The organism is Amaricoccus sp. W119 (assembly GCF_047275745.1).
Taxonomy (GTDB): Bacteria; Pseudomonadota; Alphaproteobacteria; order Rhodobacterales; family Rhodobacteraceae; genus Amaricoccus.
This window is the reverse complement of the sequence record NZ_JBKQWU010000010.1, coordinates 16,630-36,496: the sequence shown is the minus strand read 5'-3', so window position 1 is coordinate 36,496 and position 19,867 is coordinate 16,630. Positions and strand designations below refer to the sequence as shown.

Annotated in this window: 24 protein-coding genes; 8 read left to right on the top strand and 16 right to left on the bottom strand. The window is 67.4% G+C overall.

Translation table 11 applies throughout. The annotated features are described in order from the left end of the window. Positions 1-272 precede the first annotated feature (272 nt). From uvrC to ACLJK8_RS08000, 4 genes are read left to right on the top strand one after another with little or no spacing between them, the layout of a single operon-like run. Positions 273-2,171, top strand: coding sequence for an excinuclease ABC subunit UvrC (gene uvrC / locus ACLJK8_RS08015; protein ID WP_413149616.1), 1,899 nt, complete (start codon positions 273-275; stop codon positions 2,169-2,171). A gap of 53 nt (positions 2,172-2,224) precedes the next feature. Beyond that, complete coding sequence (pgsA, locus tag ACLJK8_RS08010) at positions 2,225-2,842, top strand: CDP-diacylglycerol--glycerol-3-phosphate 3-phosphatidyltransferase (RefSeq protein ID WP_413149615.1); 618 nt, start codon at positions 2,225-2,227, stop codon at positions 2,840-2,842. A gap of 2 nt (positions 2,843-2,844) precedes the next feature. Then, on the top strand, positions 2,845-3,090 hold the full coding sequence (gene moaD / locus ACLJK8_RS08005; RefSeq protein WP_413149717.1) for a molybdopterin converting factor subunit 1: 246 nt from the start codon (positions 2,845-2,847) through the stop codon (positions 3,088-3,090). A gap of 5 nt (positions 3,091-3,095) precedes the next feature. Beyond that, positions 3,096-3,557, top strand: coding sequence for a molybdenum cofactor biosynthesis protein MoaE (locus ACLJK8_RS08000; protein ID WP_413149614.1), 462 nt, complete (start codon positions 3,096-3,098; stop codon positions 3,555-3,557). Between the two features lie 27 nt (positions 3,558-3,584). On the opposite strand, the gene ACLJK8_RS07995 is transcribed toward ACLJK8_RS08000, so the two are convergent. Both ACLJK8_RS07995 and ACLJK8_RS07990 read right to left on the bottom strand, forming a co-directional pair. Continuing rightward, positions 3,585-4,154, bottom strand: a complete 570-nt coding sequence (locus tag ACLJK8_RS07995; RefSeq protein ID WP_413149613.1) for a hypothetical protein — start codon at positions 4,152-4,154, stop codon at positions 3,585-3,587. Between the two features lie 11 nt (positions 4,155-4,165). Further along, positions 4,166-4,732, bottom strand: coding sequence for a hypothetical protein (locus ACLJK8_RS07990; RefSeq protein ID WP_413149611.1), 567 nt, complete (start codon positions 4,730-4,732; stop codon positions 4,166-4,168). Between the two features lie 114 nt (positions 4,733-4,846). Between ACLJK8_RS07990 and argB the strand changes: the two genes are divergently transcribed. From argB to ACLJK8_RS07975, 3 genes are read left to right on the top strand one after another with little or no spacing between them, the layout of a single operon-like run. Beyond that, positions 4,847-5,743, top strand: coding sequence for an acetylglutamate kinase (gene argB / locus ACLJK8_RS07985; protein WP_413149610.1), 897 nt, complete (start codon positions 4,847-4,849; stop codon positions 5,741-5,743). Between the two features lie 25 nt (positions 5,744-5,768). Next, a complete protein-coding gene (locus ACLJK8_RS07980; protein ID WP_413149609.1) occupies positions 5,769-6,422 on the top strand; it encodes a ferredoxin in 654 nt (217 codons plus the stop codon). After that, positions 6,419-6,913, top strand: a complete 495-nt coding sequence (locus ACLJK8_RS07975) for a SixA phosphatase family protein (protein WP_413149608.1) — start codon at positions 6,419-6,421, stop codon at positions 6,911-6,913. Before ACLJK8_RS07980 ends, ACLJK8_RS07975 begins: the two co-directional genes overlap by 4 nt. A 54-nt stretch (positions 6,914-6,967) precedes the next feature. Here the strand turns inward: ACLJK8_RS07975 and ACLJK8_RS07970 are convergent, their stop codons facing one another. The 10 genes from ACLJK8_RS07970 to ACLJK8_RS07925 form a co-directional block, all read right to left on the bottom strand. Continuing rightward, positions 6,968-7,768: an amino acid ABC transporter ATP-binding protein gene (locus tag ACLJK8_RS07970; protein ID WP_413149607.1), complete on the bottom strand. Its 801-nt coding sequence runs from the start codon at positions 7,766-7,768 to the stop codon at positions 6,968-6,970. A gap of 10 nt (positions 7,769-7,778) precedes the next feature. Beyond that, positions 7,779-9,077, bottom strand: coding sequence for an amino acid ABC transporter permease (locus ACLJK8_RS07965; RefSeq protein ID WP_413149606.1), 1,299 nt, complete (start codon positions 9,075-9,077; stop codon positions 7,779-7,781). Between the two features lies 1 nt (position 9,078). Next, positions 9,079-10,290 carry an amino acid ABC transporter permease gene (locus ACLJK8_RS07960; protein ID WP_413149605.1) on the bottom strand — a complete coding sequence of 404 codons (1,212 nt, stop codon included), beginning with the start codon at positions 10,288-10,290 and terminating at the stop codon, positions 9,079-9,081. Positions 10,291-10,364: 74 nt separating this feature from the next. Beyond that, on the bottom strand, positions 10,365-11,381 hold the full coding sequence (locus ACLJK8_RS07955; RefSeq protein WP_413149604.1) for an amino acid ABC transporter substrate-binding protein: 1,017 nt from the start codon (positions 11,379-11,381) through the stop codon (positions 10,365-10,367). Between the two features lie 192 nt (positions 11,382-11,573). Then, positions 11,574-12,311: an ATP12 family chaperone protein gene (locus ACLJK8_RS07950; protein ID WP_413149603.1), complete on the bottom strand. Its 738-nt coding sequence runs from the start codon at positions 12,309-12,311 to the stop codon at positions 11,574-11,576. Next, positions 12,308-12,988: an HAD-IA family hydrolase gene (locus ACLJK8_RS07945; protein WP_413149601.1), complete on the bottom strand. Its 681-nt coding sequence runs from the start codon at positions 12,986-12,988 to the stop codon at positions 12,308-12,310. The genes ACLJK8_RS07950 and ACLJK8_RS07945 overlap by 4 nt, the downstream gene beginning before the upstream one ends. After that, positions 12,985-14,031, bottom strand: coding sequence for an RluA family pseudouridine synthase (locus ACLJK8_RS07940; RefSeq protein WP_413149599.1), 1,047 nt, complete (start codon positions 14,029-14,031; stop codon positions 12,985-12,987). The genes ACLJK8_RS07945 and ACLJK8_RS07940 overlap by 4 nt, the downstream gene beginning before the upstream one ends. A 102-nt stretch (positions 14,032-14,133) precedes the next feature. Then, positions 14,134-14,529, bottom strand: a complete 396-nt coding sequence (locus tag ACLJK8_RS07935) for a BLUF domain-containing protein (protein ID WP_413149598.1) — start codon at positions 14,527-14,529, stop codon at positions 14,134-14,136. Positions 14,530-14,709: 180 nt separating this feature from the next. Further along, a complete protein-coding gene (locus tag ACLJK8_RS07930; RefSeq protein ID WP_413149597.1) occupies positions 14,710-15,141 on the bottom strand; it encodes a BLUF domain-containing protein in 432 nt (143 codons plus the stop codon). 27 nt (positions 15,142-15,168) lie between these two features. Then, entirely contained in the window at positions 15,169-16,578 is a 1,410-nt protein-coding gene (locus ACLJK8_RS07925) for a replication-associated recombination protein A (RefSeq protein ID WP_413149596.1), read from the bottom strand. A 100-nt stretch (positions 16,579-16,678) separates the two neighbouring features. Between ACLJK8_RS07925 and ACLJK8_RS07920 the strand changes: the two genes are divergently transcribed. Further along, complete coding sequence (locus tag ACLJK8_RS07920; protein ID WP_413149595.1) at positions 16,679-17,179, top strand: N-acetyltransferase family protein; 501 nt, start codon at positions 16,679-16,681, stop codon at positions 17,177-17,179. 59 nt (positions 17,180-17,238) lie between these two features. Here the strand turns inward: ACLJK8_RS07920 and rplQ are convergent, their stop codons facing one another. The 4 genes from rplQ to rpsM form a co-directional block, all read right to left on the bottom strand. Continuing rightward, entirely contained in the window at positions 17,239-17,658 is a 420-nt protein-coding gene (gene rplQ / locus ACLJK8_RS07915) for a 50S ribosomal protein L17 (protein ID WP_413149594.1), read from the bottom strand. A gap of 118 nt (positions 17,659-17,776) precedes the next feature. Continuing rightward, positions 17,777-18,793, bottom strand: a complete 1,017-nt coding sequence (locus ACLJK8_RS07910; protein ID WP_413149715.1) for a DNA-directed RNA polymerase subunit alpha — start codon at positions 18,791-18,793, stop codon at positions 17,777-17,779. Positions 18,794-18,910: 117 nt separating this feature from the next. Then, positions 18,911-19,300: a 30S ribosomal protein S11 gene (rpsK, locus tag ACLJK8_RS07905; protein WP_140454286.1), complete on the bottom strand. Its 390-nt coding sequence runs from the start codon at positions 19,298-19,300 to the stop codon at positions 18,911-18,913. 12 nt (positions 19,301-19,312) lie between these two features. Then, positions 19,313-19,681, bottom strand: a complete 369-nt coding sequence (gene rpsM, locus ACLJK8_RS07900) for a 30S ribosomal protein S13 (RefSeq protein WP_413149593.1) — start codon at positions 19,679-19,681, stop codon at positions 19,313-19,315. Positions 19,682-19,867: the final 186 nt, after the last annotated feature.

Below are 19,867 nucleotides of genomic sequence, written 5' to 3'. Positions count from 1 at the left end.
CTCGGGGGGACCGTCACGAAACGTTCTCGATTCTGTCAACGATTCCATAATTTTACCACTCGTTAAGAAAAATATCTTTTTGGATCAATGATTTAACTTGGCGCTGAAAAATTAGGCAGACCTGCAAACGGCCTTGTTTTCCTATGGAAATCCGAGAAGCCCCCAAGTTGTCCACACGGTTATGCACCGAAACGGTGGACAGCTTTACCCTTGAAAATCCCGAGCGGCGGGCGCAGCCAAGTCGGGAATCAACCACCGCCGGGGACCGAGGCGTGACCGAGCAGCCTGAAAGCGAATTCATCGAGGAGGGAACCGGCGCGGTACCGGCGCGCACCGGGCATCTGGTCATTCGCGACTACCTTCGGCGACTCGACGAAGCCCCCGGCGTCTACCGGATGCTCGATGCGAAGGGCGAGGTTCTCTACGTCGGCAAGGCGCGGAACCTGAAGCGGCGCGTGGCGTCCTACGCCAAACCGATCGGTCACAATTCTCGCATAGGTAGAATGATCGACGCGACCGCGTCGATGATGTTCCTGACCACGGAGACCGAGACGGAAGCTCTGCTGCTCGAACAGAATCTCATCAAGCAGTTGCGCCCCCGCTATAACGTGCTGCTCCGCGACGACAAGAGCTTTCCGAACATCCTCGTCACCGACGAGCACCCCTTCCCGCAGGTGAAGAAGCACCGGGGGATGCGGAAGGAGGCCGGGCGCTACTTCGGGCCCTTCGCCTCGGCGGGCAGCGTGACGCGGACGCTGAACCAGCTACAGAAGGCCTTCCTGCTCCGAAGCTGCTCCGACTCGACCTTCGACGCCCGCACCCGTCCCTGCCTGCTCTATCAGATCAAGCGGTGCAGCGCGCCCTGCGTCGGGCTGATCGGACAGGAGGATTACGCCGATCTCGTCGAGGACGCGGCGGATTTCCTGCGCGGACGCTCGACCAAGGTGCAGGAGCATCTCGCAGAGGAGATGGCCAAGGCGAGCGCGGCGATGGAGTTCGAGCGCGCCGCCGCGCTCCGCGACCGCATCCGGGCCCTGACGAACGTGCAGGCGAACCAGGGCATCAACCCGGAGGGCGTCGAGGAGGCCGATATCGTCGCGCTGCACCAAGACGGCGGTCATGCCTGCGTGCAGGTCTTCTTCATCCGGGCGCATCAGAACTGGGGCAACCGGGCCTATTTCCCGCGCACCGGCTCGGGCGCGGAGCCGGCGGAGATCCTCGAGGCGTTCCTCGGCCAATTCTACGGCAACAAGACGCCGGCGCGGCTGATCCTGATGAGCCACGCACCCGACAACCCCGACCTGCTCACCGAGGCGCTGACCGCGCAGCTTGGCCGCAGGGTCGAGCTCACCGTGCCGCAGCGCGGCGAGAAGGCACGGCTGGTCGAACACGCCGCCCGCAACGCGCGCGAGGCGCTGGCGCGGCGGATGGCGGAGAGCGCGAGCCAGCAGGCGCTGCTCGAAGGGCTGGCGGAGGCTTTCGGACTCGACGGGCCGCCGGAGCGGATCGAGGTCTATGACAACAGCCACATCATGGGCACCAACGCCGTCGGCGGGATGATCGTCGCGGGGCCCGAGGGATTCGTGAAATCCCAGTATCGCAAGTTCAACATCCGCTCGACCGATCTCACGCCCGGCGACGATTTCGGCATGATGCGCGAGGTGCTGACGCGGCGATTCTCCCGGCTGGTGAAGGAGGACCCCGACCGGCAGGGCGAAACCTGGCCCGATCTCGTGCTGATCGACGGCGGCGCGGGACAGGTCGCGGCGGCCGAGGCGGCGCTCGCCGATCTCGGCGTCGAGGACGTGACGCTGATCGGCGTCGCCAAGGGCGTGGATCGGGACGCCGGCAAGGAGGAGTTCCACCGCCCCGGCCAGCCGCCGAAGGCGCTGCCATACCGCGATCCGGTGCTCTATTTCGTTCAACGTCTCCGCGACGAGGCTCACCGTTTCGCGATTGGCGCGCATCGGGCGAAACGCGCGGCACAGACCCGCGCGACCCCGCTCGACGAGGTTCCCGGCGTCGGCGCCGCCCGGAAACGCGCGTTGCTCCAGCATTTCGGCTCGGCCAAGGCCGTCGCGCGCGCCGGTCTCGCCGATCTGCGCGCGGCGCCGGGGATCTCGGACGCACTCGCGGAACAGATCTATGGCTTCTTCCATGGCGAGCGCTAATTGACTAGAAAGGGATCGGGCGGCGACCGGACCCGCCAGAAGGCAGTTGCGCGATGCGTTGGACGATTCCGAATATCCTGACCGTGCTCCGCCTGGTCGCCGCGCCGGGCGTGGCGCTCGCGTTCGTCTTCTTCGACCGCCCGACCGCGGACTGGATCGCGATCTCCCTCTTCATCCTCGCGGCGCTGACCGACTATATCGACGGCCGTCTGGCCCGTGCCTGGCAGCAGGAGTCGAATTTCGGCCGGATGCTGGACCCGATCGCCGACAAGGCGATGGTCATCATCGCGCTTGCGATGATCGTCGGCACCTCGGGGATCAAGGGGCTGATCCTCTTCCCCATCGCCTTCATCCTGCTGCGCGAGATCTTCGTCTCGGGCCTGCGCGAATTCCTGGGCGCCAAGGCGGGACGGCTCAAGGTCACGTATCTGGCGAAGTGGAAGACGACCGTCCAGATGGTCGCCATACCGGTGCTCTTCCTCGCCGGCGTCTTCGAATACGACCGGCGCAACGGGCAGTTCTGGTACAGTTCCTGGCTGCATGACTGGCTCGGCTGGATTCTCGAGAACAGCGGCGTGGTCCTGATCTGGATCGCGGGCCTGCTGACGCTGATGACCGGCATCGACTATCTGGTGAAGGCGATGCCCTTCCTGCGGGACCGGAAGCGGTGAGCCTGACCGTCCTCTATTTCGCCTGGCTGCGCGAAAGGATCGGCGAATCGGAGGAGCGGGTCGAGACCTCGGCCGCCACCGTCGCCGATCTGGTCGCCGAACTGCGCGAACGCGAGCCGCGCTACGCGCTCGCCTTTTCCGACATGCGCGCGGTCAGGGTCGCCGTGGACCAGGAACTGGCCGATCTCGACGCGCCGCTCGCCGGCGCGCGCGAGGTGGCGTTCTTTCCGCCGATGACCGGCGGCTGATCCCGATGGGCGTCCGGGTCCAGGCGGAGGATTTCGATCTCGGCGCCGAACTCGCCGCCTTGCGCGCCGGACGCACGGACATCGGCGCGCTGGTCAGCTTCACCGGTCTCGTGCGGGATGCGAACGCCGGGGCGGGCGGGATCACCGGCCTCGAACTCGAACACTATCCCGCGATGACGCGGAAGGCGCTCGAAGCGATCGAGGCCGAGGCGGGCGCGCGCTGGCCGCTCAGGGCAAGCCTGATCATCCACCGGTACGGGAAGCTCGGCCCCGGCGACCAGATCATGATGGTCGCCACCGCCTCCGAATCGCGCGGCGCGGCCTTCGCGGCGGCGGAGTTCCTGATGGACTATCTCAAGTCACGCGCGCCGTTCTGGAAGAAGGAAACCCGGCCCGACGGGGCGGCTTGGGTCGAGGCGCGCGCCGAGGACGAAGCGGCGCTCGCCGCCTGGGACGAACGCCGCTAAGCGGCCGCGCCTTCGGGACTTCCAGAGTCAGAACTTCCAGAATTGGAACAGATCGGAGGGATAGGCGCTCGGGAAGCCTGCCCGGGCCGCCAGCGCGATCGCCTGGTCGAGCGCGCCCTGGCTCGTGACCGGACCGATGTAGAGCCGCCGCCCGAGCCGCTCCGCGCCGATCGTCCGGGTCTGGTAGCCCTGGCTCTGGAAGAAGGCGACGGCGCGGCCCGCGTCGACGAAGCCGCCGGTCAGCACGCCGACATGGACCGCCGTGGGCGCGATCGCCGCGCCGGAATTCACCGGGGTCCGAAGGCCGAGCTCGGCCTGCAACGCCTCGATCCCCCTGAGATCATTGCCCGAGGTCAGGCATCCGCCGGTCATGATCGCATTCGCCGCCCGGCTGACGGCCGAGGGTTGTGTTGTGTGACCCTCCGGCGCGAGGCTCCCGCCGGCGGAACCGAACAGACGCACCGCCTGGTCATAACGCTGGAACTGCGCCCGGCAGTTGTCGGGATCGCCGAGCGGCGGACGGGACGGCAGGCCGGCGCACCCCGCCAGCGAGGCCAGAAGTCCCAGGATCATGGCGTGGGTGGGGCGAAGACGCATGCTGTTCTTCCTCAGAAACTGCTTGGATAGGGATAGGCGAACCCCGCCGCGCGGGCGAGCGCCGCGCCGCCGTCGAGCGCGCCCGCCGTGGTGAAGGGGCCGATGTAGATCCGCCGCCCGAGATAGGCTGCGCCGACCGAGCGCGCGCGGACGCCCTGGCCCGCGAAGAAGGCGATCGCCCGCGCTTCGTCGTCGGGGCTGGTCACGATCCCGACATGAAGCTGGATCGGCGGGATCGCCGGCCCCGAGGGCATCCGCGCCGCGGCCCCTGCCTCCGGGCCGAGCGTTACCATCGGCCGGAGCTGATCGGAGAAGGTGAGACAATTCCCCATCCGGAGCCAGCGCGCCGCCTCGCGTACGCGCGGAGACGCGCTCCGGCTGTCCTGATTGACACGGGCGCCCGCCATCCGGGCCGTGGCCTCATAGTACTGGAACCGGCCGGGGCAATCCGGATTGAACGGGTCCTGAGCCCGCGCCGACCCTACGCCCGACACCGGGCCCGAAACCGTGACCGCCAGCGCGATGGGGAGCGCGAGCGCCGCCAGAATTCCCGCCGACACCGGGCGATGCGTCGACATGTCGCCATTCTCCTTGTCCGATGGGTGGCAAAACTGTATGCCCCCGCCCGTTCCTTGGCAACGCGGGGCCCGTGCAACTTCTCGCGCGGGCGCGCTCCGGACATGGAGAGAGACGTGCAGAAATCGACCGCCCACACCCGCGACTGGATCGCCACCGCGCGCACCCTGTCCGAGGCGTTGCCCTATCTCCAGCGCTATGACGGGGCGACGATCGTCATCAAGCTCGGCGGCCATGCGATGGGCAGCGAGGAGGCGATGGCCGATTTCGCGCGCGACGTGGTGCTGATGAAACAGTGCAACGTCCATCCGGTGATCGTCCACGGCGGCGGGCCAATGATCAACGAGATGCTGAAGCGGCTCGAGATCAAGTCCGAATTCGTCGAGGGCAAGCGGGTCAGCGACGCCGCCACCGTCGAGGTGGTGGAAATGGTCCTCTCGGGCCGGATCAACAAGCGCATCGTCCAGGCGATCAACGCCGCCGGCGGCAAGGCGGTCGGCCTCTCGGGCAAGGACGCGAACCTGATGATCTGCGAGAAGGATCTCGCCAGCGTGCTCCGGGACGGCGAGGTCGTGTCGGTCGATCTCGGCTTCGTCGGCAAGCCGGTCGAGATGCACCCCGAAGTGCTGCGTACCTTCCTCAGCTCCGACTTCATTCCCGTCGTGGCACCGGTGGCGACGGGGCGCGCCGGCGAGACCTTCAACGTGAATGGCGACACCGCCGCCGGGGCGATCGCCGCGGCGCTGAAGGCCGACCGGCTGCTGCTCCTGACCGATGTGTCGGGCGTCAAGAACGCGGCCGGCGATCTCCTGACCAACCTCACGGCGGATCAGGTCCGGCAACTGACCGAGCAGGGCGTGATCTCGGGCGGGATGATCCCGAAGACCCAGACCGCGCTCGACGCGCTCGATGGCGGCGTGCGCGCCGTGGTCATCCTCGACGGGCGCGCACCGCACGCGGTGCTGCTCGAGCTCTTCACCGCGCATGGCGCGGGCACGCTGATCAAGGGCTGAGGTGTCAGGGGCGCCGGATCTCGGGATGATCGCCGCGGGGGTCTCGCGGGACGGGCTCGCGATCCGGGGGGCCTTCCACCCGCTTCCCTCGGACGGCGTCCCGCGATCCGGCGGCGAAACATGCGGGACACTCGTCCTGCTTGGCCCCTCGGCCGCGTTCTGGCCGGTCTTCGAGGGCTCGGCCGAATATCGCGACGGAGCGCCCGACCCGCTCGACCGCTGGTCCCGGCGCCTGATCGGCGGCCATGCGCGGGCGCTTGGCGGCTCGGCGCTCTTTCCCTTCGGCGGGCCGCCCTGGCACCCGTTCATCGCCTGGGCGCGCCGCGGAGGGCAGATCTGGGAGTCGCCCGTCGGATTGCTGGTGCATGAGACGGCGGGGCTCTTCGTCTCTTTCCGGGGCGCGATCGCGCTCGGCCCGCGGCTCCGGCTGCCCCCGGCGGGGGCGTCGCCCTGTCCCGGCTGCGCGCAGCCATGCCGGACCGCCTGCCCCGTCGGCGCGCTCACGCCCGAGGGCTACGACATCCCGCGCTGCCGCGCCTATCTCGATACGCCGGACGGAGAGGACTGCCTCACCAGGGGCTGCGCCGCGCGGCGGGCCTGTCCGGTCGGCGCCGAGTTACGCGGGCACCGGCAGTCGGAGTTTCACATGGCCGCCTTTCACACCGGAGCACCGCGATGAAACGCCTCCTCCTCGTCCGTCATGCGAAATCGAGCTGGAAGGGCGACCACGACGACTACGACCGCCCGCTGAACAGGCGGGGCCAGGGCGACGCGCCCCGGATCGGCGCCTGGATCCGCGCGCGGGACCATGTTCCGGAGGCGGCGCTGGTCTCCGCGGCGGTCCGGGCGCGGTCGACCTTCGCCCGGCTCTTCACGGAATCGGCCCCTCCCCCCGCCCGCTTCCTCGACGCGCTCTATCACGCGACACCCGAAGACATGCTGAGCGTCCTGCGCGGGGCGAGGGGCGGTTCGGTGATGATGGTCGGGCACAACCCCGGCATCGGCGCCTTCGCCACGCAACTGCTCGCGGAAGCGCCCGAAGATCCCGATTACGCCCGCTTTCCGACCGCGGCGACGGCGGTCATCAGCTTCGCCGCCGCCGACTGGAGCGAAGTGGCCTGGGGCACGGGGACGCTCGCCGATTTCATGATCCCGAAGCGGCTCGGGTGAGAGCGGCGGCGGACCTCGGTCCGCCGCGCCGACAGCGGGCGGGCCTCGGAGACCTCAGTGGCCGAGGATCTGGCTCAGGAAGAGCTTGGTCCGTTCGTTCCTCGGGTTGTTGAAGAATTCCTTCGGCTCGTTCTGTTCGACGATCTGCCCCTGATCCATGAAGATGACCCGGTTCGCGACTGCCTGGGCGAAGCCCATCTCGTGGGTGACGCACAGCATGGTCATCCCCTCCTCGGCCAGCTCGATCATCGTGTCGAGCACCTCCTTGATCATCTCGGGGTCGAGGGCGGAGGTGGGCTCGTCGAAGAGCATGATGCGCGGCCGCATGCAGAGCGAGCGGGCGATCGCCACGCGCTGCTGCTGACCGCCCGAGAGCTGGCCGGGATACTTGTTGGCCTGCTCTGGGATCTTCACCTTGGTGAGGAAGTGCATCGCCGTTTCCTCGGCCTCCCGCTTCGGGATCTTGCGGACCCAGATCGGCGCCAGCGTGCAGTTCTCGAGGATCGTCAGGTGCGGGAACAGGTTGAAGTGCTGGAACACCATGCCGACTTCGGAGCGGATCTTGTCGATGTTCTTCAGGTCGGAGGTCAGTTCCGTGCCGTCGACGATGATCTTGCCCTTCTGGTGCTCCTCCAGCCGGTTGATGCAGCGGATGAGCGTCGACTTGCCCGAGCCCGAAGGGCCGGCGATGACGATGCGCTCGCCCCGGTGGACGGTCAGGTTGATGTCACGCAACACGTGGAACTGGCCGTACCACTTGTTCATATCGACGATCTGGATTGCAACCTCGTCGGAGACCGCGAGATGGCTCTTGTCCGGGGTCTTCAGGTCTTCCGCTTCCACAGCTTCGGTCATGGGAGCCTCCTCAGCGACGATCGGTCCGGAGCTTGCGCTCCAGATACTGCGAGTATTTCGACATGCCGAAACAGCAGACGAAGAACAGCACGGCGACGAAGCCGTAGAGTTCCCAGACCATGCCATTCCAGGCGGCGTTGGCGCGGATCGAGGTGATGAGCCCGATCGGATCGAGAAGCCCGATGATCGAGACCAGCGTCGTATCCTTGAACAGGCCGATGAAGGTATTGACGATGCCCGGGATCGAGATCTTGAGCGCTTGGGGCATGACGATGAGCCGCGTGCCCTGCCAGTAGTCGAGCCCGAGCGCGTCGGCCGCCTCGTACTGGCCGCGCGGCAGCGCCGCGAGCCCGCCCCGGATCACCTCGGCCATGTAGGCGGCCGAGAACAGCGTCACCATGATGATGACGCGCAGGATGATGTCGAAATTCGTCCCCGGCGGCAGGAAGATGTTGAGCAGGAACGACGCGACGAGCAGAAGCGCGATCAGCGGGACGCCCCGAATGAACTCGATGAAGCCGACGCAGATCGCCTTGACGAACAACAGATCCGACCGCCGTCCGAGCGCCAGCAGGACGCCCAGCGGCAGCGAGAAGGCGATTCCGGTGACGCCGATCGTGACCGACAGCATGAAGCCGCCGAACTGTTTCGACTGCACCGACTGGATGCCGATGTTCGGCAGGATGTTGATGAGCGGGCCTGAGATCACGAACCACCAGACGAGCGCGAAGACCGCGGCGAGCAGCGGGGCCACGAAGCTCGCACTCGCCCGCGCGCCCAGCACGAAGCCGTAATAGGCGGCGGCGAAGCCCGCGTAGATCACGATCGGAACGAAGATCGAACCGCCCCAGAGCAGCCAGTAGGCGAGCCCGGGGTAGATCAGCGAGAACCAGAGCATCTTGCGCGGCAGCTGCGAGAACAGGATCGGCGCCAGCGCCACGAACATCAGGATGAAGGCGAGCGTGGGGCGCCAGTAGAGGTCGGACGGGTAGAATCCGAACAGGAACTGCTTCCAGCGCTCCCGGATCACCGCGAGACAGGCTCCGCCGGCCTCCGGCCCCCAGGTCTCCGCGACGATCTCGCGGCATTGGCGGTAGGATTCGGCGTTCCAGATCGCATGGGCGAACCAGGGCCAGATATGCGACAGGACCCACCAGATCGCGATGAGCGCGAGCACGGTCAGGATGCTGTTGCCGATCGAGGAGAAGAGATTCGCGCGGAGCCATCCGATGACGCCGACCTCGCTCGCGGGCGGCGGCTGGGGCGGCAGCATGTCGGACCGGCTGAAGGCATGGTGTGACTCGGCCATCTCAGCGTTCCTTCAGGGCGACGGAGGAGTTGTACCAGTTCATGAAGCTCGAGATCGCGAGGCTGACGAGGAGATAGAAGCCCATCATCAGGAGCATGCATTCGAGCTCACGGCCGGTCTGGTTCATCGTGATCCCGCCGAGAGTGGCGCGAACGTCGGCGTAGCCGACGACGATGGCGAGCGAGGAGTTCTTGGTGAGATTGAGGAACTGCGAGATCAGCGGCGGGATGATCACGCGAAGCGCCTGCGGCAGCACCACGAGGCGCATCACCCGGTTCGGCCGCAGCCCGAGCGCGGAAGCCGCCTCGCTCTGGCCCCGCGAGATCGCCTGGATGCCGCCGCGCACGATCTCGGCGATGAAGGCGCCGGTATAGAGCGCGAGCGCGAACCAGAGCGCGATCAGCGACGTGTCGAGGAAGCCCCCGCCCTGGAAGTTGAACCGCTGCAGTTCCGGCACTTCGAAGGTGATGGCCCCGAGCACGGCGTCGACGAGCAGCGCCGGCAGCACGAAGAGCGCGAGGCTGATCCAGAAGACCGGCAGCGCCTGTCCCGTCGCCTCCTGCCGCTGGTGCGCGTAGCGGCGGAACAGCACGATCGCGATCAGCGACGCGATGAAGACGCCGAGCACCACCTGCCAGCCGGGGCCGAAGATCGGCCAGGGCACATAGGCGCCGCGGTTGGTGAGCGCGATGCCTCCGAACAGCATCGAGGCGGCGGGGTCGTCGCCGCGGAAGGCGGCGGGCGCCGGAAAGGTTTCCGTAACGATCGCCATGATGGCGAGAATCCAGAGCAGGACCGGCACGTTGCGGAACATCTCGACATAGACCGAGGCGAGGCGCGCGACCAGCCAGTTCGACGACAGACGCAGCACGCCCATCATGACGCCGATGACCGTCGCGGTGACGCAGCCGAGGAAGGCGACGAGCAGCGTGTTCAGGATGCCGACGATCGCCGCGCGGCCATGCGTGCTGTTGTTCGTATAGGGGATCAGCGTCTGGCTGATGTCATAGCCCGCGCGCTGGCCGAGGAACCCGAAGTTGAAGTCCTTTCCCAGCGCCTGCAGGTTGGCGATCGTGTTGCTCACGATCCAGCCGAAGAAGGTCAGAACCGCGATCAGCGCGATGATCTGGATCGTGATGGACCGGTATCGCGTGTCGTAGAGCAACATGCTCAGGCGGAATGGCTCCTGGCTGTGGACGCCCGTCATGGTCATGCGACACTCCCCCGATCGATGGGTCTCAAAAGGAAACGGCCCGGGCGCGTGAGCGTCCGGGCCGGGGCATTTCGTCAGCGGAACGGCGGGGAATACATGAGCCCGCCGTCCTTCCACTGGGCGTTCAGCCCGCGGGCGAGGTTGGACGGAGTGCCCTCGCCGATGTTCGCGGCGAAGATCTCGCCGTAATTGCCGTTGGCCTTGATCGCATTGTACGACCACTCGGCCGGCAGACCGAACATGGCGCCGAGATTGCCTTCGGTGCCGAGCAGACGGCGGACCTCGGGATTCTCGGACTCCTTCATCTCGTCGATATTGGCCTGGGTCACACCGAGTTCCTCGGCCTCGACCAGCGCGTAGAAGGTCCAGCGCACGATATCGGCCCAGTCGTTGTCACCATGGCGGACGACCGGCCCCAGCGGCTCCTTGGAGATGATCTCCGGCAGGATCACGTAGTCGTCGGGGCTCGGATAGGTCGCACGGGCGGCGGCGAGGCCGGAGGCGTCGGTGGTATAGGCGTCGCAGGCGGAGGCCAGGAACTGCTGACGCGCTTCGGCCTCGGTCTGGATCGGCACCGGCTGATAGCTGAGCCCGTTGGCGCTGAAGAAGTCGGCGAGGTTCAGCTCCGTCGTCGTGCCGGTCTGGATGCAGACCGTGGCGCCGTCGAGTTCATTGGCCGAGGTGACGCCGAGATCCTTCGAGACGATGAAGCCCTGGCCGTCGTAGTAATTGACCCCGACGAAATCGAGCTTGAGGTCGACGTCACGGGTGAAGGTCCAGGTTGAATTGCGTACGAGAACATCGATCTCGCCCGAGGAAAGCGCGGTGAACCGCGTCTCGCCGGTGGTTGGGGTGAACTCGACCTTCGTCGGATCGCCGAAGATCGCCGCCGAGATCGCGTAGCAGAGATCGACATCGAAGCCATGCCATTGTCCGCTGGCGTCGGGCGCGGCGAAGCCCGCGAGACCGGTGTTCACGCCGCACTTGAGCGTGCCACGCGCCTTCACATCGTCCAGCGTCGCCGCGGAGGCTGCCCCGACCGCGCCGAGCGACAGGCCAAGCGCTGTTCCGAGGATCAGAGACTGTTTCATGGGTTCCTCTGGTTCGTTCGGGATCCAGGAATACGGGATCCGCGCGGAATTCGGCGTTCGGGGCTGATCCCTCGAACGCTAGGGAAAAATTGACAGGCCAGTCAGAAAGGTCAAGGAAAAGGCAACGGGGAGGTGAATCAAAGAAGGCTCTGTTCGCCTTCGGAACAGCTTGCCTAATCGCTGTGCGAATGTTCAGTCGCGCGCGGAACGCGCATCATCCGCGCCGAGCAGTTCGAGTATCGTCTCGGCGTTCAGGAAGGCCGCCTCACGCACGGCCGCTGCCTGTTCCGCCTCATAGTCGACACCCCATTGTTCCGACTGCCAGATTTCGTCGAGGCGCGAAATCGTCCAGGCCTCGGCCGCCGGCAGCGCGCCTCGCGCGACGGCGAGCCCGAGCACGAGCGAACCGGACAGGGTCACGAGATCGTGGAGCGCCGTCAGCCCGAGCGCGTCGTGACGCGCGATCTCATGTCGCAGGGCCGCGAGGCTGGACGGGTCCTGGGCACGGTGCATCACGCCCTCGATTGGCCAGAGCGCCGCGCCGAGCGTCGTCTCGGCCCAGTCGAGCCATGGCTGCCAGGCGGCATCCTGCCGCGCACGCAGCGACTCCGGCTCATCCGCGCGATAGCAGAGCAGATCGGTGTCGCCATAGGCCGCGATCGCGTCGATCACCGCCTCCCGGTGGCGCGACACCCGGTCGATCGCGGTATTGGCCGCCTTGGTCAGCGGCAGCCGACCCGGCTCGATCTGTTCCCCGATCGCCCGCCATTCCTCGGCGAGCGCCTCGGCGAAGGCGCGGGTCGGCACGACGAGCGCTGCCTTGGCCGGTGTCCGGATCTCGCGCGCGTCGAGGCGCAGACCGTAGCCCTCGCCCTCGGGCACCACATGGACCTCGCTCCAGAACCGGCGGCGCGTGTTCCAGCCGCTCATGCCCGGCTCTCCCGGAGGGCGGCGAGCGCGGCGTCGAGCGCCGCGTAATCCTCGATCACCCGGTCGGCACCGGCGGCTTCGAGCCGGGTCCGGGGGTGATAACCCCAGGCGACCCCGATGGTGGCGAAACCCGCGGCCTTGCCCATCAGGATGTCGAATTCGGTATCCCCGATCATCACCGCCTGACTTGCCGGGAGCCCCGTCTCGATCAGCGCGATCTCGAGCATCGAAGGATGCGGTTTCGACGGGTGATTGTCGGCCGTCTGCATCGTCTCGAACATGCCTTCGAGCCCATGGCTCGCCAGCACATGGTCGAGTCCGCGACGCGCCTTGCCGGTGGCAACGCCCAGCCGGACGTCCGGATCGGCCGCGAGCCGGTCCAGCGCCGCGCGCGCGCCGGGATAGAGCGGGGCGTGCGCGTCGCCGCGGGTCCGTTGCGCGGTGAAGGCATCGCGGTAGCCATCGGCGATCCGCTCGAGCCGCGCCTCCGGCAGACCGGGGGCGAGCGCGCCGACCGCGTTCAGGAGCGAGAGGCCGACGATGCCGAGGATCTCGGTCCGCGTCGGGGGTGTCAGATCCTCGCCCCGGAATCCGGCCTCCATCGCCGCGACGATCAGGTGCTGGCTGTCGACGAGCGTGCCGTCCACGTCGAAGACGACGAGTTGCGTCCCGGTCATCGCATGTCCTCGAATGGATCGCTGTCCGCGTCCGCCGCGCGCCAGCCGAAAAGCTCCCAGGTCCGCTCCATATGCTCGGGCAGGGGCGCGGTCAGGCTGAGCCGCGCGCCGGTCAGGGGATGGCGGATGTCGAGATGACGGGCATGCAGGTGCAGCTTGCGGCTGATCCCGCCGCCGAGTTGCGCGCCCCAGCCGTCACCCTCGTTCACCTGCGAATTGCCGCCGTACTTGCCGTCGCCGATGATCGGATTGCCGATCGCCGCCATATGGGCGCGGAGCTGGTGCGTCCGCCCGGTGATCGGCGCGAGCGCGACCCAGGCCGCGCGGTTGCCGGCGCCTTCGATCACGCGGTAGTCGGTCGTGGCCCGCTTCGCACCCTCGACGGCGGCGACCTGATCGGGCGGGATGACCCGCATCTTCTCCCCCTCGCCGCCCGCGCCGTGTCCCGGCGCCTTGACGAGTCCGTAGCGGATCGTCCCCATTTCGGGTGCCGGATGCCCGGCGACCACCGCCCAGTAGATCTTGCGCGCGTCGCGCGACTGGAAGGCCCGGGCAAGGCCCTGAGCGGCGCGCGGGCTCCGCGCGAGCAGCAGCACGCCCGACGTATCCCGGTCCAGGCGATGCACAAGCCGCGGCTTGTCCTCCCGCTCGAACCTGAGCGCCTCGGCGAGCGCGTCGACGTGGCGCGTCTGGCCGGAGCCGCCCTGAACCGCGAGACCGGGCGGCTTGTTCAGCGCGATGATGTCGGCGTCGCGATAGATCACCGCCGCCCGCATCATCTCCGCGTCCGCTTCCGAGACCCGCGGCTCGCGCCCCGGGCGCGACACCTCCTCCGCGTCGGGGAGCGGTGGCAGGCGCACTTCCTGGCCTGGTTCGAGCTTGGTCGCGGCGCGCACCCGGCCCCCGTCGACGCGGATCTCGCCCTTGCGGCACAGCCGCTCGACCAGCGACTGCGGCACATGCGGATGGCGGCGGCGCAGCCATCGGTCGAGCCGCTGCTCCCCGTCATCCTCGGTCACACGAATCCGCTGGACCCCGGTCATCGGTGCCCAGCCTCGCTGCAAAGGTGGTGTTCCGGATCGCGCACGTCGCTTCGCTCGCTCCTTTTCGATCAGGGGCTCAAAGGCGCCGCGTCGGCCCGAATGTCAAGCGCGCCGAACCGCCGCGCCTTCCGGATAAGCCGGGCTTCTCGGCGGCGCGCCGTCCAGCAGGGCGCAGAAATGCTCGGAACCGTCGAGCCCGAACACGCGCCAGTCCAGATGGGTCCGGTGCTCGATGGGCTCGAACCGCGTCACCTCGATCCCCTCGTGACGGGCGTCGGCGAGAATGCGGCAGGCGACCAGCATGACCGTCTCGCAAGGCCCCTGGATCACCTGCTGGAAGACGCCATCGGCGAAGGCGAGCATGCCGGTCAGGCCCAGGCGGCGATTCCGGTCGTTCGCGGCGCGCGCGATCCGACGCAACGCCGCTTCCGGCAGGTCCGGCTGGACCCTCGACACGAAGCTGAAATCGACGAGCGAGGCACCACCGTCAACCCGCATGTACATTCTCCCTGACCGGCGACGCGAGGATCAACTTCGCTTCCATTCGCGAAAGGCTGGCAGACCTATGCGATCAGCCTTTCCTTCGGAGGAAGGTGTTTTCATTGAAAAAACATCGCTGTCAAGGCTCACAGGGGAATTGGGCCACAACCATCGCGAGCGTTGCCCGTCCCGCACGGCCTAGCTGTCCGACAGGCCGTCCGGCAGGCGCCCCGCGAGCATCGTGATCAGCGCATCCTCCGCCCGACCCGACCCGGAACCGGCGCCGGCGTCGGGCAGCGCGGCGAAGGACCAGTTCTCGAACCTTCGTGTCTCGACGCGCCGCTCGCGGAGAATCCGCAGCTGGTGATGGCGGGGATCGACGATGATCACTTCCATCCGGCGCAACAGCACCCGGTCCGGACCTTCGAGCGCGGCGAAGAACCGATCGCCGCGATGCAGGAGCAGCCCGGTCAGGCCCAGGCGTCCGTTATGGCGTTCGCTGGCCAGATGGATCGCGGAGAGGTCGTCGGGCCGAAGCGAGCCGGATGCCCGGCTCACATAGGTCAGCTGCAGGAGGGGGCGCGTCGCGTTCGGGCTTCTGGCCGCCATCTGGCCGGGTTCCTTCTTCACGCATCGCGGAACTCCCCCCACGCGCGATCAACCATCGCTAGAACGAGTACTCTTTTCGCGTTCTCCGGAGAGAAAATCCAGCCTCTTTCGCAATCTTTCCTCCACCCCGGCGCCGGCGGGCCGGTAAAGGGCGGCGCGTTCCATCTCCTCCGGAAAATAGGACTGGCCGGAAAACCCGGATTCGAGGTCGTGGTCATAGACGTAGCCGGCGCCGTAGCCCTCGTCCTTCATGAGCCGGGTCGGCGCGTTCAGGATATGCTTCGGCGGCATCAGCGACCCGGTCTTCTCGGCGAGCGCCATGGCGGATTTGTGGGCGGTGTAGGCCGCGTTCGACTTCGGAGCGAGCGCGAGATAGATGACCGCCTCGGCGAGCGCGAGTTCGCCCTCCGGAGACCCAAGTCGCTCGTACGTGTTCCAGGCGTCGAGGCAGAGCCGTTGCGCCGCCGGATCGGCGAGGCCGATATCCTCGACCGCCATCCGCGTGATCCGCCGTGCCAGGAACCGCGGGTCCTCGCCCCCCTTCAGCATCCGCGCGAGCCAGTAGAGCGCCGCGTCCGGGTCGGAGCCGCGCACCGACTTGTGCAGCGCGGAAATGAGGTTGTAGTGCTCGTCCCCCGACTTGTCGAAACGCAACGCCCGGCGGCTCAGCCGCTCCCCGAGTTCCTTCGGATCGAGCGGCTGGCCTTCGCCGGCGATCTGCTCGATCATGTTGAGAAGCGCGCGCCCGTCGCCATCGCTCATCTCGAGGAGCTGATTCCGCGCCTCGGGTGTGAGCGGCAGAGGGTGGCCGAGCATCTCCTCGGCACGGGAGGCGAGTTGTCCCAGCGCTTCAGGGCTCAACCCCCGCAGCGTCAGCACCCGCGCGCGCGACAGGAGCGCGGCGTTGAGTTCGAAGGACGGGTTCTCGGTCGTCGCGCCGACGAGGACGATGGTCCCGTCTTCCATCAGCGGCAGGAAGGCGTCCTGCTGCGCCCGATTGAACCGGTGGATCTCGTCGACGAAAAGCAGCGTGCCCCGACCATTGCCATGGCGGATGCGGGCGGCTTCGAAGATCTTCCGCAAGTCGGCCACGCCGGTGAAGATCGCGCTGACCTGCTGGAACGAGAGATCCGTCGCATCGGCGAGCAGCCGGGCGATCGTGGTCTTTCCGACGCCGGGCGGCCCCCAGAAGACGATGGAGCCGAGCCTGTCTTCCTCGAGCATCCGCGTGAGCGGCGCGCCGGGGCCGATCAGATGGTCCTGCCCGACCACCTCCGGGAGCGCGGTGGGCCGCAGCCGGTCGGCCAGCGGACGCGGACCCTCCCGCCGCGGCCCCGGCTCGCTCCCCGGATCGCCGCCCGCATCGCCCGCCGCATCATCCGTCCGCGCGCGTTCCGCGGCCCGCGCGGCACGGCGGGGCTTCGGCGCGGGCGGAAGGTCTTCGAAGAGATCGGCCATGATGCCCTCCTTAGGCCGGCGCGGGTGGCGAGGGAACCCCGGCTTGCCCGCCGGCGCCGACTATGCGCAGGTGCGAAGGCAACGACCGCGGAACAATGCCATGACCCTTCCCCCCCTCACGATCCGCCCGGCCGAGCCCCGCGACCGCGCCGCCGTCTGGGCCATCCTCGAGCCGATGATCCGGGGCGGCGAGACCTATACGATACCCTCCGACATCGCCGAAACCGAGGCGCTCGACTACTGGCTCGGCCCCGATCGCGACAGCTTCGTCGCGGAGCGCGCCGGGACGATCCTCGGCACCTATTATCTGCGTGCCAACCAGTCGGGCGGCGGGGCGCATGTCTGCAACTGCGGCTACGTGACCGGCGAGGCGGCGCGCGGCCAGGGCGTCGCACGGGAGATGTGCGCGCATTCGCTCGAAAAGGCGGGGGAACGCGGCTTCCGGACGATGCAGTTCAATTTCGTCGTCGCCACGAACGTGGGCGCGATCCGGCTCTGGGAGCAAATGGGCTTCGACACGGTCGGCCGGCTGCCCGGCGCCTTCCGCCACCCCCGCCTCGGCTATGTCGACGCACTGGTGATGTACCGGGCCCTCTCATAGCCCCGAATGCGAAAGGGCCGCCCCGAAGGACGGCCCCCGAAAATTCCGGGCAGCCGGGCTCAGGCCTCGGCGGCTTCCTCGGCCGCGACGCGGGCCTTGTCGGCGGCGCCCTTCGCGGCCGGATCGCGGTCCACGAGCTCGATGATCGCCATCGGCGCGGCGTCGCCATAGCGGAATCCGGCCTTCAGGACGCGGGTATAGCCGCCGTTGCGGTCCTTGTAGCGGGGCGCGAGCGTTTCGAAGAGCTTCGCGACCGCCGCGTCCTGCCGGATTTCGGCGGCGGCGATGCGACGGGAGTTCAGGTCGCCGCGCTTGCCGAGCGTGATGATCCGGTCCGCGATCCGCTTCAGCTCCTTCGCCTTCGGGAGCGTGGTCTTGATCTGCTCATGCTCGATGAGCGAGGAGACCATGTTCGCGAACATCGCCTTGCGGTGTTCGTGGGTGCGGTTCAGCTTGCGGTAGCCGTGGCCGTGACGCATGTCGTTCTTCCTTGTCGTTCCGTTGTGCTTTGTCCGGCGGCCCTGCGTGGGACCGCCTCCTTGGGGCGGAATTGCCCGGGATGGTGGTGGCGAGGGGCGGGTATCGGCCCGCCCCGCCTCAGAACTGGTCCTCGAACTTCTTCGCCAGATCCTCGATGTTCTCCGGCGGCCAGTCGACGATCTCCATGCCGAGATGCAGGCCCATCGTGGTCAGGACCTCCTTGATCTCGTTCAGCGACTTGCGGCCGAAGTTCGGAGTGCGGAGCATTTCCGCCTCGGTCTTCTGGATCAGGTCGCCGATATAGACGATGTTGTCGTTCTTCAGGCAGTTCGCCGAGCGGACCGACAGTTCGAGCTCGTCCACCTTCTTCAGGAGCAGCGGGTTGAACTCGAGATCGTCCGCCTCGTCGGTCCGGGTGCCGGCGGTCGGCTCCTCGAAGTTGACGAAAACCGAGAGCTGATCCTGCAGGATGCGCGCGGCATAGGCGATCGCATCCTCGGGCTTCACCGAGCCGTCGGTCTCGACGTTGAGGGTCAGCTTGTCATAGTCCAGCACCTGACCCTCGCGGGTCGGCTCGACCTTGTAGCTCACCTTTTTGATCGGCGAGAACAGCGCGTCGATCGAGATGAGCCCGATCGGCGCGTCCTCGGGCCGGTTCTTGTCGGCGGGAACATAGGCCTTGCCCTGCTCCACGGTCAGTTCCATGAAGACCGAGGCGCCATCGTCGAGGTGGCAGATCACATGGTCGCGGTTCAGAACGTCGATGCCGTTCGTGACTTGGATGTCGCCGGCGGTGACGACGCCCGGACCGGTCGCGCGGATCTCGACCCGCTTCGGCCCTTCGACCTCCATCTTGATCGCCACGCCCTTCAGGTTCAGCACGATGTCGGTCACGTCCTCGCGGACGCCCGGCACCGACGAGAATTCATGCAGCACGCCATCGATCTGGACGCTGGTGATCGCAGCGCCCTGGAGCGAGGAGAGGAGCACGCGGCGCAGCGCATTGCCGAGCGTGAGGCCGAAGCCCCGCTCCAGCGGCTCGGCGACGGCGGTGGCGGTCCGGAGCGGGTCCGCGCCGACCTTGATCTCGAGCGCGGCCGGCCGAATCAGCTCCTGCCAGTTCTTGTGGATCAGCATGCTCTATCCTCCATTCCTGTCCGCCGGCCGATCCCGTTAGCCAGCGAACGCCCGAGGTAAACGCAAAATGGGGCCGCGCGCCCCGAAAGGCGGCGGCCCGAACGGACAAACCCGTCAGACGCGGCGGCGCTTCGGCGGACGGCAGCCGTTATGCGCGATCGGCGTCACGTCGCGGATCGCGGTGATCTGGAAGCCGACCGCGGAGAGGGCGCGCAACGCGCTCTCACGGCCCGAGCCCGGGCCCTGAACTTCGACCTCGAGGGTCCGAACGCCGTGCTCCTGCGCCTTCTTGCCGGCATCCTCGGCCGCCATCTGCGCGGCATAGGGGGTCGACTTGCGCGAGCCCTTGAAGCCCATCGTACCGGCGGAGGACCACGCGATGGCGTTGCCCTGCGCGTCGGCGATCAGGATCTTCGTGTTGTTGAAGCTGGCGTTGACGTGGCAGACGCCGGTCGAGATGTTCTTGCGTTCCTTGCGCTTCAGACGCGCCTTTTCGCGAGCCATGGTCCGGCCTCCTTACTTCTTCTTGCCGGCGATGGCCTTCGCGGGGCCCTTGCGCGTGCGTGCGTTGGTGTGGGTCCGCTGACCGCGCACCGGGAGACCACGGCGATGCCGCAGGCCGCGATAGCAGCCGAGGTCCATCAGCCGCTTGATGTTCATCGAGGTCTCGCGCCGAAGGTCCCCCTCGACCATCAGATTCGCGTCGATGTACTCGCGGATCTTCAGCACTTCAGCATCGCTCAGATCGTTCACGCGACGATTGTCGGCGATCTCCAGCGCCTCGCACATCTGTTTCGCGGTCGAGTTGCCGATACCGGTGATATAGGTGAGTGCGATCTGCACCCGCTTGTTCGTGGGAATGTTAACGCCAGCTATGCGCGCCAAGGTCGTGCTCCGTTCATCCGTCGGGCCGTCAGCCTGCCCCTAACCAAAAGTCATAGCCCACCGATCCCGACGGCGGGCTCCGATACCCTCATCCCTGGGCCAAGCATCCCGCGTCCCCCGAGGTGAAAGGTAGGGGAACGACTCTCTTTCGAGAGAGCGCGGAGTATAGAAATCCCTAAACCGGCG

Excerpts from the sequence above, each read along its gene's own strand:
- ACLJK8_RS07980 (WP_413149609.1), top strand. The coding sequence starts at position 5,769 with ATGATCGCCGCGGGGGTCTCGCGGGACGGGCTCGCGATCCGGGGGGCC.
- ACLJK8_RS07970 (WP_413149607.1), bottom strand. The coding sequence starts at position 7,768 with ATGACCGAAGCTGTGGAAGCGGAAGACCTGAAGACCCCGGACAAGAGC.
- ACLJK8_RS08000 (WP_413149614.1), top strand. The coding sequence starts at position 3,096 with ATGGGCGTCCGGGTCCAGGCGGAGGATTTCGATCTCGGCGCCGAACTC.
- ACLJK8_RS07920 (WP_413149595.1), top strand. The coding sequence starts at position 16,679 with ATGACCCTTCCCCCCCTCACGATCCGCCCGGCCGAGCCCCGCGACCGC.
- ACLJK8_RS07950 (WP_413149603.1), bottom strand. The coding sequence starts at position 12,311 with ATGAGCGGCTGGAACACGCGCCGCCGGTTCTGGAGCGAGGTCCATGTG.
- pgsA (WP_413149615.1), top strand. The coding sequence starts at position 2,225 with ATGCGTTGGACGATTCCGAATATCCTGACCGTGCTCCGCCTGGTCGCC.
- ACLJK8_RS07935 (WP_413149598.1), bottom strand. The coding sequence starts at position 14,529 with ATGCGGGTTGACGGTGGTGCCTCGCTCGTCGATTTCAGCTTCGTGTCG.
- ACLJK8_RS07965 (WP_413149606.1), bottom strand. The coding sequence starts at position 9,077 with ATGGCCGAGTCACACCATGCCTTCAGCCGGTCCGACATGCTGCCGCCC.
- ACLJK8_RS07990 (WP_413149611.1), bottom strand. The coding sequence starts at position 4,732 with ATGTCGACGCATCGCCCGGTGTCGGCGGGAATTCTGGCGGCGCTCGCG.
- ACLJK8_RS07960 (WP_413149605.1), bottom strand. The coding sequence starts at position 10,290 with ATGACCATGACGGGCGTCCACAGCCAGGAGCCATTCCGCCTGAGCATG.
- ACLJK8_RS07995 (WP_413149613.1), bottom strand. The coding sequence starts at position 4,154 with ATGCGTCTTCGCCCCACCCACGCCATGATCCTGGGACTTCTGGCCTCG.
- ACLJK8_RS07975 (WP_413149608.1), top strand. The coding sequence starts at position 6,419 with ATGAAACGCCTCCTCCTCGTCCGTCATGCGAAATCGAGCTGGAAGGGC.
- rpsK (WP_140454286.1), bottom strand. The coding sequence starts at position 19,300 with ATGGCTCGCGAAAAGGCGCGTCTGAAGCGCAAGGAACGCAAGAACATC.
- ACLJK8_RS07925 (WP_413149596.1), bottom strand. The coding sequence starts at position 16,578 with ATGGCCGATCTCTTCGAAGACCTTCCGCCCGCGCCGAAGCCCCGCCGT.
- ACLJK8_RS07955 (WP_413149604.1), bottom strand. The coding sequence starts at position 11,381 with ATGAAACAGTCTCTGATCCTCGGAACAGCGCTTGGCCTGTCGCTCGGC.
- ACLJK8_RS07940 (WP_413149599.1), bottom strand. The coding sequence starts at position 14,031 with ATGACCGGGGTCCAGCGGATTCGTGTGACCGAGGATGACGGGGAGCAG.
- ACLJK8_RS07945 (WP_413149601.1), bottom strand. The coding sequence starts at position 12,988 with ATGACCGGGACGCAACTCGTCGTCTTCGACGTGGACGGCACGCTCGTC.
- rplQ (WP_413149594.1), bottom strand. The coding sequence starts at position 17,658 with ATGCGTCACGGCCACGGCTACCGCAAGCTGAACCGCACCCACGAACAC.